This is a genomic window from Streptomyces sp. NPDC048197, assembly GCF_043202395.1.
Taxonomy (GTDB): domain Bacteria; phylum Actinomycetota; class Actinomycetes; order Streptomycetales; family Streptomycetaceae; genus Streptomyces; species Streptomyces siderophoricus.
The window spans coordinates 85,125-98,371 of record NZ_JBIDAJ010000028.1 but is presented as its reverse complement, the minus strand read 5'-3'; the positions used below and the strand labels follow the sequence as shown (position 1 = coordinate 98,371).

Genomic DNA, 13,247 nt, shown 5'->3' with positions numbered 1-13,247 from the left:
CGCCCGGTTACATTCCGAACCCGGAAGCTAAGCCTTTCAGCGCCGATGGTACTGCAGGGGGGACCCTGTGGGAGAGTAGGACGCCGCCGAACAATCTTTCAAGGACCCTTGGTCCCAGCGACATGCTGGGACCAAGGGTCCTTTTGTTTTTCCGAAGCGCGCCGAAGTCGTCGGTGCGTGAGAATGAATGCAGTACCGAAGACAGGAGTCACGTCGATGTCCACCAACTCTTCCGACGATCGTTCGGAGCGCCGGCCGCAGCGGCGTGACGACGGTGACCGCGGTGGTTTCCGGCGTGACGACCGGGGGCCGCGGCGCGACAGCCGCGACGCCCGCGACAGCCGGGACGGCCGTGGTGGTGACCGCGGCGACCGCGGTGGGTTCCGGCGGGACGACCGCGGGCCGCGGCGGGACGACCGTGGCGGGTTCCGGCGCGATGACCGCCCGTCCGGTGGTGACCGCGGTGGCTTCCGTGGGGGCGACCGCCGGGACGAGCGGCCGCGTGGGCCGCGTCGTGACGATGAGCGCGGGGGCGGCTTCCGTCGGGACGAGCGTGGGCACGGTGGCGACCGTGACCGCGGCGGGTTCCGGCGCGATGACCGGTCGGGCGGTGGCGACCGCGGCGGGTTCCGCCGGGACGACCGTCCGTCCGGTGGTGACCGCGGTGGCTTCCGTCGGGACGACCGCCGGGACGACCGTGGCGGGTTCCGTCGGGACGAGCGGCGCGACGACCGTTGGGACGACCGGCGGGACGACCGGTTCTCGCGGGACCGGGACGAGCGGTTCTCCCGGGGTGACCGGGGTGGCGACCGTGACCGTGGGGGCTTCCGGCGGGATGACCGGCCGGGTGGCGGCGACCGTGACCGGGGCGGGTTCCGGCGTGACGAGCGGTCGGGCGGTGGCGACCGCGGTGGCTTCCGGCGCGACGAGCGGCGGGACGACCGTCGTGACGAGCGGCGGGACGACCGTGGTGGGTTCCGTCGGGACGAGCGTGGGCACGGTGGTGACCGTGACCGCGGCGGGTTCCGGCGCGATGAGCGGCGGGATGACCGGCGGGACGAGCGGCGCGATGACCGTGGTGGGTTCCGGCGCGATGACCGTCCGTCCGGTGGTGACCGCGGTGGGTTCCGGCGGGACGACCGGGGGCCGCGGCGGGACGACCGTGGTGGGTTCCGGCGGGACGACGAGCGCGGTGGGCGCCGGCCGTACGGTGGCGGGCGCGGCCGGGACGACCGGCGGGACGACCGTCGTGACCGGGACCGGGAGCCGATCAAGCGGCTGCCGATTCCGGACGACGTCACCGGTGAGGAGATCGACAAGGACGTCCGGCAGGAGCTGATGAGCCTGCCGAAGACGCTGGCCGGGGACGTCGCCAGGAACCTGGTGATGGTCGCGCGGCTGCTGGACGAGGACCCGGAGAAGGCGTACGGGTACTCGCGGGTGGCGCTGCGGCTGGCGTCGCGGGTCGCGGCGGTGCGGGAGGCCGCGGGCTTCGCCGCGTACGCGGTCGGCAAGTACAGCGAGGCGCTGGCGGAGTTCCGGGCGGCGCGGCGGATGACCGGCAGCGTGGAGCTGTGGCCGGTGATGGCGGACTGCGAGCGTGGGCTGGGCCGGCCGGAGAAGGCGCTGGCGATGGCCGGCGAGCCCGAGGTGCAGAAGCTGGACCGGGCCGGGCAGGTCGAGATGCGGCTGGTCGCGGCGGGTGCCCGTCGGGACATGGGGCAGGCGGACGCGGCGGTGGTGACGCTGCAGAGTCCGGAGCTGGCCTCGACGGCCGTGCACCCGTGGACGGCGCGGCTGCGGTACGCGTACGCCGATGCGCTGCTGGAGGTCGGGCGTGAGAGCGAGGCCCGTGACTGGTTCGCCAGGGCGCTGGAGGCCGACCAGGGCGGTACCACGGACGCCTCGGACCGGCTGGCGGAGCTGGACGGTGTGGAGTTCACCGACGTGCTGGAGGAGTCCGGCGAGTCGGAGGAGAACGGTGACGCGGACGGTGACGCGGACGGCGGTGAGCGGCCCGAGAAGGGCTGACGGTCGCCGGATGAGGTGATGACGAAGGGCGGGACCCCGGTGGGGTCCCGCCCTTCGGCGTTGTGGGGGTGTCCGGCTCAGCGGGCCGGGGCGTGGGGGGCGATCGGGTTGCGGAGGGTGCCGATGAGCTGGAGGGCGCCGGCCGGGTCCTGGAGGTCGACCATCTGCTGGTTGTTGCGCAGCTGGAGGCGGTTGAGGCAGGAGAGTGCGAACTCGTCGGTGAACATGTCGTACTGGGCGAACTTGTCGGCCAGGTGGGGGTGGGCCGTCTGGTAGTCGGTGACGCATTCGGCGACCGTGCGCCAGAAGGCGTCCTCGTCGAGGATGCCCCGGTCGTCGAGGGTGGCGGCGAGGAAGCGGAAGAAGCAGTCGAAGACGTCGGTGAAGACGGAGAGGAGCTTCTTGTCCTCGGGGACGTCGGCGCGGATGCGTTCGACGGCGGGCGGCAGGACGGCATCGGGGTCCATGACGGCGATCTCCTCCGCGATGTCCTTGAAGATCACGCGGGCCACGGCGCCGTCCTCGACGACCAGGATGGCGTTCTCGCCGTGCGGCATGAAGACCAGGTCGTAGGCGTAGAAGGCGTGCAGGACCGGGACGAGGTAGCCGTCGAGGTAGCGGCGCAGCCAGACGGCGGGCTCCAGGCCGGACTCCTCGATGAGGGCGCCGGCGAGGGAGCCGCCGTCGCGGTCGGTGTGGAGGAGGGAGGCCATGGTGGCCAGGCGCTGGCCCGGTTCCAGGGTGGGGACCGGGCTCTCCCGCCAGAGGGCGGCCAGCATCTTCAGGTACGGGGAGCCCTTCTCGGTGGCGGCCTCGTACTGGCGGTGGTGGTAGCCGATGGCGGCGCGCTCGCGGATGATCGAGAAGCGGGCGGCGCGGAAGGTGTCGTCGGCGTCGATCAGGCGGGCGAGCCAGTCGTTGATGGCCGGGGTGGCTTCCATGTACGAGGCGGACAGGCCGCGCATGAAGCCCATGTTGAGGACCGAGAGGGCCGTTTTGACGTAGTGCTTGGCCGGGTCGGTGGTGTTGAAGAAGGTGCGGATGGACTGCTGGGCGAGGTACTCGTCGTCGCCGGGGCCCAGGCAGACCAGGTGCTGCCGGGCGACCTCGGCGGCGAAGGTGACCGAGAGCTTGTTCCACCACTGCCAGGGGTGGGTGGGGAAGAGGTAGTAGTCGTCGGGGTCGAGGCCGAGGCCGGTGAGGGTGGCGGTGAAGCGGGTGCGGGTCTCCTCGGGGAGTTCGGCGCGGATCAGGGTGTCGTAGTCGAGGCCGGCGCCGGCGCCGGCGGTGAAGGTGGCGTGGTCGCGGCGGGCGGCGAGCCAGATGAGCGCCAGCGGGCTGGCGGCCTCGGGGGCGTAGGCGTGGTACTCGTGGATGCCGAAGCCGAGGCGGCCGTTGTTGGCGACGAAGCAGGGGTGGCCCTCGGTCATGCCGGTCTCGATGGCCTGGAAGCCGGACTTGGCGAGTTCGGCGGCGGAGGGCTGGTCGAGGCCGAGCTTGTAGGCGGTGCCGGAGAGGGTGGAGCTGATCTCCTCCAGGTAGACCGGCAGGATCTCCTGGCCGAGGCCCAGGGCCGTGCGGAGTTCGAGGAAGAACTCCAGGGCGTCCAGGGGGAGTTCGTCCGGTCCGCGGTGGCGGGTGATGCTGTCGGCGTCGACCTGCCAGTGGTCGAGGGCGGTTCTGCGGGCGGCGAAGCGGTATTCGGTGCCGCCGTCGTCGCTGCGTACGGCGTAGTGGCCGTCCTGCGGCAGGCGCTGGGGGGTGAGCAGCCGCTCGTGGGCGAATTCGGCCAGGCCTTTGCGGATCAGCAGGCGGTTGGCGCGGGCCCACAGGGCGGGCGTGAGGTGGGCGACGGCGTCCTGGGCGGTGGGCATCAGTGGTCTCCTCGGGCAGCCAGGAACTGGTCGCGGGTGCAGGTGCTCAGGTAGGCGTCCTTGGAGGGCAGCGAGACGGTGCGGCGGATCTCGAAGCCGACGGCCTTGTTGAGGGCGTGCACGGCGGTGTTGCGGGTGTCGGGTTCGACGACGACGCGGTGGGTGGCCGGGTCGGCGAAGAGCATCTCCATGACGGTGGTGATCACCGCGTGGGTGAAGCCGTGGAGGGGGTTGGCGGTGGGCGCGGTGAGGAAGTGCATGCCGATGTCGCCCGGCTCGGCGATGTGGATGCCGACCAGTTCGCGGTGGGCGGGGTCGTAGCGCTCCATCAGGAAGGCCGGGGTGCCGTTGTGCAGGCCGAGGAAGGCGTCGTGGTGGGGGTCGGCGGCGATCCGCACGAACTCCTTCTCGACGGCGGCGAGGTCGCACTCCTGCATCAGCCAGAAGACCGCCTTGGGGTGGGTGACCCAGGAGTGCAGGACGGCGGCGTCGGCGGTGGGGTCGACGGGCCGCAGGGAGAATTCCCCCAGAGCGGGATCGGTGCGGCTGAAGACGGGGGTACTCATGCGGGTATCTCCATGGGGTGGTGCGGGCCGGCCGGGGCGGCGAACTCCTGGAAGGCGATGGCCTTTTCGACCGGGTAGTACTCGCGGCCGAGCAGCTCGCGGACGATGCACGAGTTGCGGTAGGCGGCCATGCCGAGGTCGGGGGTGACGAAGCCGTGGGTGTGCAGCTCGGCGTTCTGCACGAAGATGCCCTGGCCGGTGGTGTCGATGCTGTAGTTGCGGGCGACGGCGTAGCGGCCGGCGTCGTCCCAGGCGATCCGGTCGTGGATCGGTGCGAGGAAGTCCGGTACCTGGTAGCGGTATCCGGTGGCGAGGACCAGGCCCTGGGTGTCGTGGGTGAAGTCGGTGCCCTGTTCCTCCTGGCGCAGGCCGAGGGTGTAGGTGCCGGAGGTCTCGTCGTAGGAGGCCGTGTGCAGGGCGGTGTTGGTGAGCAGGCGGGTGCGGACCGGGCCGGCCAGGCTCTTCTGGTAGAGCAGGTCGAAGATCTCGTTGATCAGCTCGGAGTCGATGCCCTTGTAGAGGTGCTTCTGGGTGGCGTTGAGCCGGTCGCGGGTGGCCCCGGGGAGGGCGTGGAAGTAGTCCACGTACTCCGGTGAGGTCATCTCCAGTGTGAGCTTGGTGTATTCGAGGGGGAAGAAGCGCGGCGAGCGGGTGGCCCAGGTCAGGTGGTAGTCGTGGGCGTCGAGGTCCGTGAGGAGGTCGTAGTAGATCTCCGCGGCGCTCTGGCCGCTGCCGATCAGGGTGATCGAGTCCTTGGCCTGGAGGGCGGGCTTGGCGTCCAGGTAGCCGGCGTTGTGCAGCAGGTCGCCGCCCAGGCCCCGGCACGCCTCGGGGAGGTGCGGCGGGGTGCCGGTGCCGAGGACGAGTTTGCGGGCGCGGAAGGTGAGGCGTTCGCCGGTGGGGAGGTGCTCGGCGTGGACGGTGTACAGCTCCTCGCGGGCGTCGTACTCGACGGTGGTGACGCGGTGTCCGAAGCGGATGCTGTCGAGCTTGCCGGCCGCCCAGCGGCAGTAGTCGTTGAACTCGGCGCGCAGCGGATAGAAGCTCTCGCGGATGTAGAACGGGTAGATCCGCCCGGATTCCTTCAGGTAGTTGAGGAAGGAGAACGGGGAGGTCGGATCGGCGAGGGTGACCAGGTCGGCCATGAACGGCACCTGGAGGTGGCTGCTTTCCAGCATCATGCCGGGGTGCCAGTCGAAGGACGGTTTGTCGTCCAGGAACAGGCCGTCGAGTCCGTCGATCGGCTCGGTCAGGCAGGCCAGGCCGAGGTTGAAGGGGCCCAGGCCGATGGCGAGGAAGTCGTAAGGGGCGGACACGGGGTCTCCGATGGGGGGTTCGGCTCGGGGAGGGTCAGCGCGCGCTGAGCGCCGGCCGGGGTTGCTCGGCGAGGAAGGCGCCGGCGTGCTCGGCGATCAGGTCGAGGACGGTGGCGATGTCGTCGAGGGTGGTCTCCGGGTTGAGCAGGGTGAACTTGAGGTAGTGGCGCCCGTCGACCTTGGTGCCGGCGACGATCGCGTCGCCGGAGGCGAACAGCGCTTCGCGGGCGTGCAGGTTGACCCGGTCGGCGAGCTCGGGATCGGGGTCGGCGCTGGGGACGTAGCGGAAGACCAGGGTGCTCAGCCGGGGCTCGGTGACCACCTCGAAGCGGGGGTCGTCGTGGAGGAGTTTCCAGGCGTCGGCGGTGCGGTCGACGACCTCGTCGAAGAGTTCGCCGACGGCCCGGGCGCCCATGATGCGCAGGGTAAGCCAGAGTTTGAGGGCGTCGAAGCGGCGGGTGGTCTGGATCGACTTGTCGACCTGGTTGGGGATCCTGGCCTCGGCCATCCGGCGCGGGTTGAGGTAGTCCGCGTGGTAGGTGACGTGCCGCAGGGTGGCGCGGTCGCGGACCAGGACGGCGCTCGAACTGACCGGCTGGAAGAAGGACTTGTGGTAGTCGACGGTGACGGAGTCGGCGCGCTCGATGCCGTCGAGCAGGTCGCGGCGGCGGGAGACCAGCAGCCCGCATCCGTAGGCGGCGTCGACGTGCATCCAGGCACCGTGGCGGGCGCACAGGTCGGCGGTCTCCGGGAGCGGGTCGATGGAGCCGAAGTCGGTGGTGCCGGCGGTGGCGACGACCGCCATGGGTATCAGGCCGTCGCGGTGGCAGCGGGCCAGTTCGTCGGCCAGTGCGTCGGTGCGCATCCGCTTCTCGGCGTCGACGGGTACGGCGATGACGGCCTCGGCGCCCAGGCCCAGCAGGGTGGCGGACTTGCGGATGCTGAAGTGGCTGCAGGCGGAGGTCAGGATGCGCAGCCGGGGGAGGACGTCGGTGAGCCGGGCGTCCGGGGCTGTGTCGGCCAGTGCGCGGCGGCAGGCCTCGTCGCGGGCGAGCAGCATGGCCTGGAGGTTGGACTGGCTGCCGCCGCTGGTGAAGATGCCGTCGGCCAGCTCGCCGAGGCCGATCCGGGCGGCCGTCCAGTCGATCAGCCGGCGTTCGATGAGCGTGCCGCCGGCGCTCTGGTCCCAGGTGTCCAGGGAGGAGTTGACGGCGGAGAGGACGGCCTCGCCGACGAGGGCGGGGATCACCACGGGGCAGTTGAGGTGCGCGAGGTAGCGCGGGTGGTGGAAGTAGACCGCGTCGCGGAGGTAGACCTCTTCGAGTTCGTCGAGCGCGGCGGCCGCGTCGTGCAGCGGCGCGTCGAGGTCGACACCGGCGATCGCGGGGGCGAGGTCGTCGACGGAGATGCCGGTGAACGGGCGGGTGGTACCGGCGATTTTGGCGCTGATCCGGGTGACGCTCTCGGTGACCGCGCTGTGGTAGCGGTGGGCCGTACCGTTGTTGAGCAGATACGTCCGGCTGTCGGCCGGGTCCTCGGCGGAGTGCGCGAGGAGACTCATGAAGGTGTCCTCCCTGGTGCGGAGTTGACCACGTCCTGCGCAGGGTGGGGTGTGCGCAGGGGCAGGGAGGCCCGCCCGGCGACGTAGTGAGGTAAGCCTAACCTAACTACGTCCCAGGTGGGGAGACGGGGCCCGGACCGGGCCCCGTCCGCGGCTCAGTTGTCGTCCTCCAGCGTCCGCAGCACCAGGCCGGTGGCGGGCTTGGGCCCGAAGGACGTGGACTTGCGGGGCATCGTCACACCGCACTCGGCGAGTTGACGGACGGTCTCCTCGGACGTGGCGCGCATCAGCACGGCCGATCCGCCGTGCCGGGCGGCGTGCGCGACGGCGGCCTCGGCGTGGTGCAGATAGCCGATGTCCGACGGGTGGTCAGGGATGTGCCATACCTCGTCCAGCAGGACGGAGTGCAGCACAGTGGCGTCCAGCCGCCGCCACGCCTCGGGCCGGTCTCGGCGGATCATACGGTCCAGCAGCTCGGGATCCGGGCGGTCCAGGAGGTGGAAGGTGTCCGGCCCGCCGCTGAGGACGAAGGCGGTACCGGGCGTCTCCTCCAGGGCGCGCAGGGCGTCCGGCAGCCCGCCCGCGAGCGGACGGGTGCGGAAGGCGCCGGCCAGCTCCGCCAGCGCCTTGGCGGGCGGCAGATGCGGCAGTACCCGGTGGATCGCGCGGACCTGGAGCGGATAGCGGGCGGTGTCGACGAGCAGGACCAGGCCGGACGCCCAGGGGGAGGCGGCGGTGGCACCCGGCTGCTGCTCGTACAGCCGCTGGTAGGTCGCCCAGCGGTGGTGGCCGTCGGCGATCAGGGCCTGCCGGCGGGCGAGGTCCGCCTCGATGGTGGCGAGGTCGGCGGGGGCGGTGACCGCCCACAGGCGGTGGGTGAAACCGTCCTCCGTGGTGGTGGACAGCAGCGGGGTGCCCTCCACCACGCGCTCGATCACCGCGGTGGCGCCGTTCGCCGGGTTCCCGCCACGGTACGACAGCAGCAACGGCTCGAAATTGGCGGCCGCGGCACGCATCAGCGCGGCCCGGTCCTCGACGACCTCGGGGATCACGTCCTCGTGCGGCAGCACCGGGCCGTCCAGGCGCAGCGCGCCGATCAGCCCGCGCTGCAGCACCTCGCCGGAGCGCTGCTCGTACACGTACAGTGCGGGGTCGGGGTCCTGCGCCAGCACGCCCTCGGCGCGCCAGCGGCGCAGGGTGTCGGCGGCCTGGCGGTGCCGGGCGGCCGGGTCCGCGGCGTGCGGGAGGATCAGCCGGACGATGTTGTACGGATCGGCGGTCTCCAGATGGCGCACCCCCTCCGGCCGGACCACCACGTCGTACGGCGGCGAGGTCACGGCGGTGAGGCTGCTGATCCGGTCCGGGGCGTAGCGCAGTCCGCGGAACGGGAGGAGGCGGAGGCCGTCGGTATCGGTCATTGAAGAATGCTATGCCGCGGGGGCGATGAGGGAAGATCGGGGGACAGTCCGGATGTGGCTGGAAATACCGGTAGGTGCGAGGAGCAGGACGGCATGAACGAGCAGGTTCGCAGGCAGCCCGACGGGAGCCGGCGCGCGCTGAGCGCGGCGTACGACACCGCACTGCTGGATCTGGACGGGGTCGTCTACGCCGGTGGGCGGGCCATCGCGCACGCCGTCGCGTCGCTGACCTGCGCCCGGGACGGCGGGATGCACCTGGCGTATGTGACCAACAACGCGGCCCGCACCCCGCAGGCCGTCGCCGACCAGCTGTCCGGATTCGGGCTGCCCACCGGCGCCGCGGACGTGATCACCTCGGCCCAGGCGGTGGCCCGGCTGATCGCCGAGCAGGTACCGGCCGGGGCCCGGGTGCTGGCGATCGGCGGCGAGGGACTTCTGGTCGCGCTGCGCGAGCGCGGTCTTGAGCCGGTGTTCTCCGCGGACGACGACCCGGCGGCCGTGGTGCAGGGCTATGACCCGTCCCTGGACTGGGCACGGCTGGCGGAGGCCGCGTACGCGGTGCAGCGCGGGGTGCCGTGGTTCGCGTCCAACACCGACCTGACGATCCCCAAGGAGCGCGGGATCGCGCCCGGCAACGGGGCGTTGGTGGAGGTCGTCCGGATCGCGGCGGGCGGCACGCCCCAGGTGGCGGGCAAGCCGCAGCCGCCGATGCACCGCGAGACGGTGCTGCGGACCGGTGCCCGGCGGCCGCTGGTGATCGGCGACCGGCTGGACACCGACATCGAGGGCGCCCACAACGGCGCGGTGGACTCCCTGCTGGTGCTCACCGGCGTGACCACCCCCGCCGAACTGCTGGCCGCCCCGCCGGAGCACCGCCCCTCCTACGTGGACGCGGACCTGCGCGGGCTGCTCGCACCGCAGCCGGAGGTGACCGCGGACGGCGGTGGCTTCCGGTGCGGCGGCTGGCGGGCCGAGGCCGCCGGCGAGGTGCTCGCCCTGGCGGGCGAGGGGGAGCCGCTGGACGGGCTGCGGGCGCTGTGCGCGGCGGCCTGGACGCAGGCGGGGGACGGCAGTTGCCGCGCCGACGCGGGGAAGGCGCTGGCCCGCATCGGGATGTGAGGACGGCGCCCCGGGGCCCGGCCCGCGGCGGGGCCCCGGCGCTCGGCGGCCGATGGCTCAGTCCTGCTCGGCCGCCGCGGTGCCCGCCGTCAGCTCGGCGAGCAGGTCCTCCTCACAGGCGCCGCGCCGCCAGTAGCCGGTGAACTTGACCGCCCGGCGGTCGAAGCCGCGCTCGCGGACGAGATGGCGGCGCACCGCCTTGACGGTGCCGGACTCCCCGGCGACCCAGGCGTACGGCGTGCCGGCGGGCAGCGCGGCGACGCGCAGCGCGTCGAGCACCGGCTCGTGGTGCGCCGCGGCGGCCGGGTCCCGGACGAGCCAGGTGACCTCGGCGTCCGCGAAGGTCGGCAGCGGCTGCCGGTCGTCCTCGTGCCCGATCTCGATGAAGACCTTGGCCTGGGTGCCGGGGGAGAGCCAGGAGAGGATGCCGGCGATTGCGGGCAGCGCCGTCTCGTCGCCGGTGATCAGGATCCAGTCGGTGCCGGCCGGCGGCCGGAAGTCGACGCCGCCGTTGTCCTCCACGGCCGGGGCGAGGACGGTCAGCCGGTCGCCGGGCCGGGCGGCGGCGGCCCAGCGCGAGGCCGGCCCGCCCTTCGTCGCAAAGGCCCCGGGTTCCGCGCCGTGCAGCGCGAAGTCCACGTCGAACTCCCCGGAGTCCGGGCGCTGTTCGCGGATGGTGTACGAGCGCATCACCGCGCGCTCGGCCGGATCCTGGGCCCGCCAGGCGGTGTACCAGCCCTCGCCCAGGTCGTCGAGGACCGGCCGGTCCTGGTGGGGCTGCGGGAGGAAGAGCTTGAAGCGCTGGTCACGGCCGCCGGAGGCCAGTTCGTCCAGCCGCTCGCCGCCGAAGGTGACCCGCAGCATGGCGGGGCCGAGCCGTCGGGAGCGGACGACATGCACGTCGAAGAAGCGGAACGGGGCGGTGGCGGGGGCGGCGGTCGTGGTCATGCGGGAACCTCCCGGACGGTGGTGGGGGTGGGGGCGGCCGCGGGGACGCGCGGGTGCGGGCGGGCGGCCCACCGCGGCCGGCGGACGTGCGGTGCGGACGGCCCGGAGCCGGTCCGCGCGGCACGTCGGTGCGTCAGCCGACCTTCTTGGCGCTCTCGACGGCCTTGGCCAGCGTCTCGATGAGCGGTGCGGAGCCCGCGTAGGAGAAGCGCGGCTCGCTCGACCACGGGGTGATCTGGCCGGCCTTGACGGCGGGCAGCTTCGCCCAGGAGGGCTTGGCGGCCAGGTCCTTGGGCTGGAGGGTGGCGGTCCGGTTGTCCAGCAGGAGCACGTCCGCCTTGTACTTGTCGGCGTTCTCCCAGCTCAGGCTCTCGAAGTAGCCGCCCTTGTCCAGGTGGTCGGGGACGATCAGGTCGACGCCGAGGGACTTGTAGTACATCAGGTCGGCGTTGATGCCGGGGTTGGAGGCGTAGAAGAGGCCCGGGCTGCCGGAGCAGGCGAGCACCTTGACCGGGTTCGACCTGGCGGCCTTGCGCAGCTTCTCGGCGGCCTCCTCGAAGCGGGACTTGGCGTCGGTGACCTTCTTTGCCTTGAGGTCGGCGCCGAGCGATCCGGCCAGTTCGGCGTAGCGCTCGATGATTTTGACGAGCGGGACGCGGGAGGAGGTGAGGGCCACGGACTCGGCGAGCTTGGTGATCTTGTCCTTGCTGTCGTCCGGGACGAACCACAGCGCACCCGGCTCGTACATGTTGGTGACCAGCAGATCCGGCCGCAGCCCCGCGAACTTCTCGACGTTGAACTGGTTGTAGGCGTTGCCGAGGATGGTGACCTTGTCGACGTCGAGGTCGCCGGCCTGCGGGTCGGGCTTGCCGTTCTTGAGCTTGGTGGGGCCGAAGACGCCGACGATCTGGTCGTCGATCCCGAAGTCGTGCAGGGCGGCCGCGGTGCCGGTGAAGGCGACGATCCGCTGTGGGGTGCCCTTGAGGGAGACCTTGTGCTTGCGGTCGTCGGTGAAGCTCCACGGGCCGCCCTTGGCGCCGCCGTTGGCGTCCGCCGGTCCCTTCTCGCTGCCGCACGCGGCCAGCAGGGCGCCGATGCCGACGGCGCCGCCCGCGGCAAGGACGCCGCGGCGGGACAGGGATACGCTTCGGGAAGTGCTCATGGTGGCTGCGCTTCTCTCTGGGAGGGCCGGCAAGTCGATGTGAGGGTAGGCTAACCTAACTACCGTGTTGGTCGACAGTCCCCCCGAAGCATCAACGGCCCCGGCCCCCACGGCACCCCGGAGGCGGCACGCCCTGCGCTCCGCGGGACTGCTCGGCTCCGTGGCCGTCCTCGCCGCCGTCCTCGTCCTCGGCATCGCCGTCGGCGCCAAACCGATCCCGCTCGACCAGGTGTGGCACGGGGTGTTCCACTACTCCGGCACCGACACCGACGTGGTCGTCCACGACGTGCGCATCCCCCGCACCCTGCTCGGCCTGATGGCCGGCGCCGCCCTCGGCCTGGCCGGCACCGTCATGCAGGCACTGACCCGAAATCCCCTGGCGGACCCCGGAGTTCTCGGCATCAACGCCGGCGCCTCGGCCGCCGTCGTCTCCGCCATCAGCTTCTTCGGCGTCACCTCCCTGACCGGCTATGTGTGGTTCGCGTTCGCCGGCGCCGCGGTCGTCTCGGTCGCCGTCTACGTCCTCGGCGGCACCCGCAGCGCCACCCCGGTACGGCTCGCGCTGGCCGGCACCGCACTCACCGCCGTCCTCGTCGGCTACATCAACGCGGTCAACCTCATGGACACCGCGGCGCTCGACAAGATGCGCTTCTGGACGGTGGGTTCACTGGCCGCCGCCACCATGCCGACGGTCACCGATGTCGCCCCCTTCCTGGCCGTCGGCGGGGTCCTCGCGCTGCTGCTCGCCCGGCCGCTCAACGCCATCGCGCTCGGCGACGACCAGGCGCGGGCACTGGGCACCCGGCTCACCCGCACCCGGGTCCTGGCCATGGTCGCGGTCACCCTGCTGTGCGGCGGCGCCACCGCCGCCTGCGGCCCGATCGTCTACGTCGGCCTGATGGTTCCGCACGTCGTACGGGCCATCACCGGCCCCGACCTGCGCTGGATCCTGCCGTACTCCGCGGTGCTCTCACCGGTCCTGCTGCTCGGCGCGGACGTCCTCGGCCGGGTGGCGGCCCGCCCCGGCGAACTCCAGGTCGGCATCGTCACCGCGGTCATCGGCGGACCGGTCTTCATCTATCTCGTACGACGGCGGAGGATGGCCCAGCTGTGAGCGTCGCACCCGCGGCCGCCGGGCCGCAGTCGAGTACGAAAGCCGCACCTCTGCGCCGCGGGGGCGGAGAAGCGAGCAAGGAGACGCTGTGAACCCCCAGGCTGTGAAACCCGCGCAGGGCACGAAGCGCGCGGCGGC

Annotated in this window: 10 protein-coding genes and 1 rRNA gene; 4 read left to right on the top strand and 7 right to left on the bottom strand. The window is 72.2% G+C overall.

The window, feature by feature from the left end; translation table 11 throughout:
- Both rrf and ACGF4C_RS29415 read left to right on the top strand, forming a co-directional pair.
- Positions 1–92, top strand: a 5S ribosomal RNA gene (gene rrf / locus ACGF4C_RS29420); the annotation flags it as partial.
- A gap of 1,186 nt (positions 93–1,278) precedes the next feature.
- Complete coding sequence (locus ACGF4C_RS29415) at positions 1,279–2,031, top strand: hypothetical protein (RefSeq protein ID WP_393570115.1); 753 nt, start codon at positions 1,279–1,281, stop codon at positions 2,029–2,031.
- A 77-nt stretch (positions 2,032–2,108) separates the two neighbouring features.
- Here the strand turns inward: ACGF4C_RS29415 and ACGF4C_RS29410 are convergent, their stop codons facing one another.
- The 5 genes from ACGF4C_RS29410 to ACGF4C_RS29390 form a co-directional block, all read right to left on the bottom strand.
- Entirely contained in the window at positions 2,109–3,905 is a 1,797-nt protein-coding gene (locus ACGF4C_RS29410; protein WP_393570100.1) for an IucA/IucC family protein, read from the bottom strand.
- Positions 3,905–4,471, bottom strand: coding sequence for a GNAT family N-acetyltransferase (locus tag ACGF4C_RS29405; protein ID WP_393570098.1), 567 nt, complete (start codon positions 4,469–4,471; stop codon positions 3,905–3,907). The genes ACGF4C_RS29410 and ACGF4C_RS29405 overlap by 1 nt, the downstream gene beginning before the upstream one ends.
- A complete protein-coding gene (locus ACGF4C_RS29400) occupies positions 4,468–5,787 on the bottom strand; it encodes a lysine N(6)-hydroxylase/L-ornithine N(5)-oxygenase family protein (protein ID WP_393570096.1) in 1,320 nt (439 codons plus the stop codon). Before ACGF4C_RS29400 ends, ACGF4C_RS29405 begins: the two co-directional genes overlap by 4 nt.
- A gap of 34 nt (positions 5,788–5,821) precedes the next feature.
- The gene (locus ACGF4C_RS29395) at positions 5,822–7,348 is read right to left on the bottom strand and encodes a pyridoxal phosphate-dependent decarboxylase family protein (protein WP_393570094.1); all 1,527 of its coding nucleotides are present in this window, start codon (positions 7,346–7,348) and stop codon (positions 5,822–5,824) included.
- A 155-nt stretch (positions 7,349–7,503) separates the two neighbouring features.
- The gene (locus ACGF4C_RS29390; protein ID WP_393570092.1) at positions 7,504–8,766 is read right to left on the bottom strand and encodes a DUF1015 family protein; all 1,263 of its coding nucleotides are present in this window, start codon (positions 8,764–8,766) and stop codon (positions 7,504–7,506) included.
- A 93-nt stretch (positions 8,767–8,859) separates the two neighbouring features.
- Between ACGF4C_RS29390 and ACGF4C_RS29385 the strand changes: the two genes are divergently transcribed.
- Positions 8,860–9,885 carry an HAD-IIA family hydrolase gene (locus tag ACGF4C_RS29385; RefSeq protein ID WP_393570090.1) on the top strand — a complete coding sequence of 342 codons (1,026 nt, stop codon included), beginning with the start codon at positions 8,860–8,862 and terminating at the stop codon, positions 9,883–9,885.
- 57 nt (positions 9,886–9,942) lie between these two features.
- Here the strand turns inward: ACGF4C_RS29385 and ACGF4C_RS29380 are convergent, their stop codons facing one another.
- Both ACGF4C_RS29380 and ACGF4C_RS29375 read right to left on the bottom strand, forming a co-directional pair.
- Positions 9,943–10,833, bottom strand: a complete 891-nt coding sequence (locus tag ACGF4C_RS29380) for a siderophore-interacting protein (RefSeq protein ID WP_393570088.1) — start codon at positions 10,831–10,833, stop codon at positions 9,943–9,945.
- Between the two features lie 133 nt (positions 10,834–10,966).
- Positions 10,967–11,995 carry an ABC transporter substrate-binding protein gene (locus ACGF4C_RS29375; protein WP_393570086.1) on the bottom strand — a complete coding sequence of 343 codons (1,029 nt, stop codon included), beginning with the start codon at positions 11,993–11,995 and terminating at the stop codon, positions 10,967–10,969.
- 64 nt (positions 11,996–12,059) lie between these two features.
- On the opposite strand from ACGF4C_RS29375, the gene ACGF4C_RS29370 reads away from it, so the two are divergent.
- A complete protein-coding gene (locus tag ACGF4C_RS29370; protein WP_393570084.1) occupies positions 12,060–13,109 on the top strand; it encodes a FecCD family ABC transporter permease in 1,050 nt (349 codons plus the stop codon).
- Positions 13,110–13,247 lie beyond the last annotated feature (138 nt).

Bases quoted from the DNA above. Each gene is read 5' to 3' on its own strand.
- ACGF4C_RS29410 (WP_393570100.1), bottom strand. From the start codon at position 3,905: ATGCCCACCGCCCAGGACGCCGTCGCCCACCTCACGCCCGCCCTGTGG.
- ACGF4C_RS29405 (WP_393570098.1), bottom strand. From the start codon at position 4,471: ATGAGTACCCCCGTCTTCAGCCGCACCGATCCCGCTCTGGGGGAATTC.
- ACGF4C_RS29395 (WP_393570094.1), bottom strand. From the start codon at position 7,348: ATGAGTCTCCTCGCGCACTCCGCCGAGGACCCGGCCGACAGCCGGACG.
- ACGF4C_RS29390 (WP_393570092.1), bottom strand. From the start codon at position 8,766: ATGACCGATACCGACGGCCTCCGCCTCCTCCCGTTCCGCGGACTGCGC.
- ACGF4C_RS29385 (WP_393570090.1), top strand. From the start codon at position 8,860: ATGAACGAGCAGGTTCGCAGGCAGCCCGACGGGAGCCGGCGCGCGCTG.
- ACGF4C_RS29380 (WP_393570088.1), bottom strand. From the start codon at position 10,833: ATGACCACGACCGCCGCCCCCGCCACCGCCCCGTTCCGCTTCTTCGAC.
- ACGF4C_RS29375 (WP_393570086.1), bottom strand. From the start codon at position 11,995: ATGAGCACTTCCCGAAGCGTATCCCTGTCCCGCCGCGGCGTCCTTGCC.